The sequence below is a fragment of the Halalkalicoccus subterraneus genome, assembly GCF_003697815.1.
Classification (GTDB): domain Archaea; phylum Halobacteriota; class Halobacteria; order Halobacteriales; family Halalkalicoccaceae; genus Halalkalicoccus; species Halalkalicoccus subterraneus.
Genome location: NZ_RDQG01000069.1, coordinates 1 through 2,728, shown reverse-complemented (window position 1 = coordinate 2,728; position 2,728 = coordinate 1). Strand labels below are relative to the sequence as shown.

Below are 2,728 nucleotides of genomic sequence, written 5' to 3'. Positions count from 1 at the left end.
ATGTCAGCTGGACGCGAGCGTTGGTTTGTGGGGCTCTAAGAGCTTGAGGAGCCGGCGTGAAGCGGTTACGGCGGAAGCGGGCCCCCTCACGGGGGGGTCCGACCCGACCCGGCGCGCAGCGCGTGGTGTGCGCGAGCACCGGAATCCGTCGAGGACGGACGGACGCGACGGACTGGGTCGCGCGCGGCGGCGGTTGCGGAGGTGGTGGCAGTGAGCGAGAGCGGTAAGGAGTGGGTGGACGTGCGAGTTGATGCGCCCACTTCGGCGGTCTCTCGGCCCTCCATGGCTAACCGTGCGCGGGGGGAGAATCAGGCCGCCGTCACGGACTTTTTGGGGAAGCGATCACAGCAGATCACGGCGCGCGATGGGGTGAAACTGCGACGTGAAGCAGTGGTTCCCGAAGCGCGCGCGAATCGAGCGATCTCGTGGAAAGGGTTGATAAAGCAGTGGCGAACGTGGTACCAGGACCGTCGAAACGCGGGGCTGGTGTTCGAGAAGGATGGCGAACAGTGTACAGGACCGCAGGAGAACCGGTTCATGCCGTCGTATTCGAATAAGTTGTACGCGAAGTTGAAGGACTTAGAGAGGGGCCTCCATGATGCGTATGGACGTCGGTTCCATACAGGGATGCTAACGCTGACAGCGTCAGCAGGTCGGCCAGGGGAGTGGGTGGCACCGCAAGATCACCTTGATGAGCTCTTGTCCTCGTGGGAGGCGGTGCGCCGGGCGCTGCATCGATCGTTGGACGATTCGTTGCGGTGGGAGTATCTGATGGTGTTAGAGCCGCATAAGAGCGGATACGCTCATGCGCACATTGCGATCTTCGTCGATGGTGTAGTGGAAGAAGAGCGGTTCGAGCCAGTGATAGACGCGCATCTGCGGAACTGTGAGTTAGCAGAGCGTGATGCGCATGAATATGAGAATGTGATCACGGTAAAGCGAGTGGCTGGTTCTCGAGATCGGGAGGTCGGTGAGATTGGGAACTTGGGGTCGTATGTGGGAGAGTATCTGGGGATTTATGAGGAGGAGGGGCCGTTAGACGCGCCAGAACATGTGCAGGCGTTCAATGCACTGCTGTGGGCAACTGGCCGTCAACGGTGGCGTCCGTCGAATGGGGCGCAGGAGTACATGGCGTACGATTCGTTGGTCTTAGAACCGGAATGGGATCTGGTTGGGGTGACGTACGATGGCGGGGAGACAGTTGAGCCGGTGAATCCGCATGGGGGTGGTGTCGAGTGGACAGAAACATGGAGTGATTGGCCGCCACCGGACTGATCACAGTAGATCACAGTGGGTATGGTTCACCTGTTGATTGAGTGATTACATTGGTTATGCAGTGGTCCACAGTGGTTCAAAACCGTTGTAGTGCGGAGCAATAACCCCTTGATCAATGCGGATTTTAGCTTGCCATCGATTGCTATTATAAATAAATGTCCCTTACATCGCAACTAGTGGGATTATGGTTTTGGATCGCTAGTTGTTTTCTGGGGCTTGTCAGAGGTATATTTCCCCTCCCTCGGTTTAGTGTAGATGAGAGTTGTGGATTTGAAGTAGAATATGGATAGCTGCTCAGTATCTTGACATTGGATTGCTGGTGGATGTTTAGAAGTATGACAGATGGTGGTGTTGGCTGTGTCCGTGACTGGGTGGTCTACAAAGACCACAATCGGGTGGGTGTATGATCAGTATAAATTTTAAACTGGATGGCTCCTGAGAATGTTTTCATGGGTGAATTGCTATGGATTGGTGAAAATCGTGTTGATAGGGCGTCGCAGTGGATGTTAGGCGCGTTAGTTGAGGCCGATGTATTGAATACAACGGAACTTCGGTGGAAGACAGACCTATCACAAAACGCGCAGGTTTCACATCGGCTTGAGAACCATTTGATACCCAGTGGATTGGTTGAGGAGATTGGGCGGGAGGCTCGACCAGGTGGGACGAAGGATGTGCGTCGGTTCCAAATGACCTCTGATGGTCGTGAGTGGGTAGCTGATCACGCTGAGACGCTTGCTGAGCCAGCAACAATTGAAGAGATGAGGGAAGCGGCGCGTGAAGCACGGTCAGATGCAGCGAGTGCAAAGGAGTCAGTGCAGTCGTATCGTCGGAAGGTACACCGGTTGAAGAGGCGAGTTGAGGATGTAGAGGGAGAGGTTGAGGAGCTTGAAGACTGGCGGTCGAGCCAAGTGATGACGACGGATATGATGTGGGCACGGTACAAGGAGGCGCTTCGCGAAGATCAGGTCTATGGGGCGATCGACGAGCGGCTCACTGAGGCCCTTGAGCCGGTCGCAGATCGGAGTGACGTGCGGGCGACGAACGAACAAGTCGCTGAGCTTGTGACGACTGTTGAGCGATTAGAGGGTGAACTGGAGACAATGAAACGCCTCGAGGATGAAGTAGAGACACTGAGAGCGGAGTTGGACGAAGTTCGTGAGGAAGTAGACCGGGGATTCTGGGATCGATTACTCAGTCGCTGAATTTTAGTAGGGGGGGTGAGTGGGCGGTGGTAACAAAGGAGATACGCACTGCTACGGATTCAGTGGAAATCCGGGGTGCTGGAAACACCCCTTCTAAACAGGCTGGCTGGCCTGACTCGGATTTTCGCTACCAGTGATAATAGGTCTGACGACCGATGTCAGCTGGACGCGAGCGTTGGTTTGTGGGGCTCTAAGAGCTTGAGGAGCCGGCGTGAAGCGGTTACGGCGGAAGCGGGCCCCCTCACGGGGGG

General features: G+C 55.9%; 2 protein-coding genes. Both read left to right on the top strand.

The annotated features are described in order from the left end of the window. Window positions 1–210 precede the first annotated feature (210 nt). The gene (locus EAO80_RS15200; protein ID WP_162994035.1) at window positions 211–1,275 is read left to right on the top strand and encodes a rolling circle replication-associated protein; all 1,065 of its coding nucleotides are present in this window, start codon (window positions 211–213) and stop codon (window positions 1,273–1,275) included. A 686-nt stretch (window positions 1,276–1,961) separates the two neighbouring features. Further along, on the top strand, window positions 1,962–2,477 hold the full coding sequence (locus EAO80_RS15195) for a hypothetical protein (protein WP_162994034.1): 516 nt from the start codon (window positions 1,962–1,964) through the stop codon (window positions 2,475–2,477). The last annotated feature ends 251 nt before the right edge of the window (window positions 2,478–2,728 follow it).

What these genes read in the sequence shown, in the direction of transcription:
- EAO80_RS15195 (WP_162994034.1), top strand. Translation starts at nt 1,962, where the DNA reads ATGACCTCTGATGGTCGTGAGTGGGTAGCTGATCACGCTGAGACGCTT.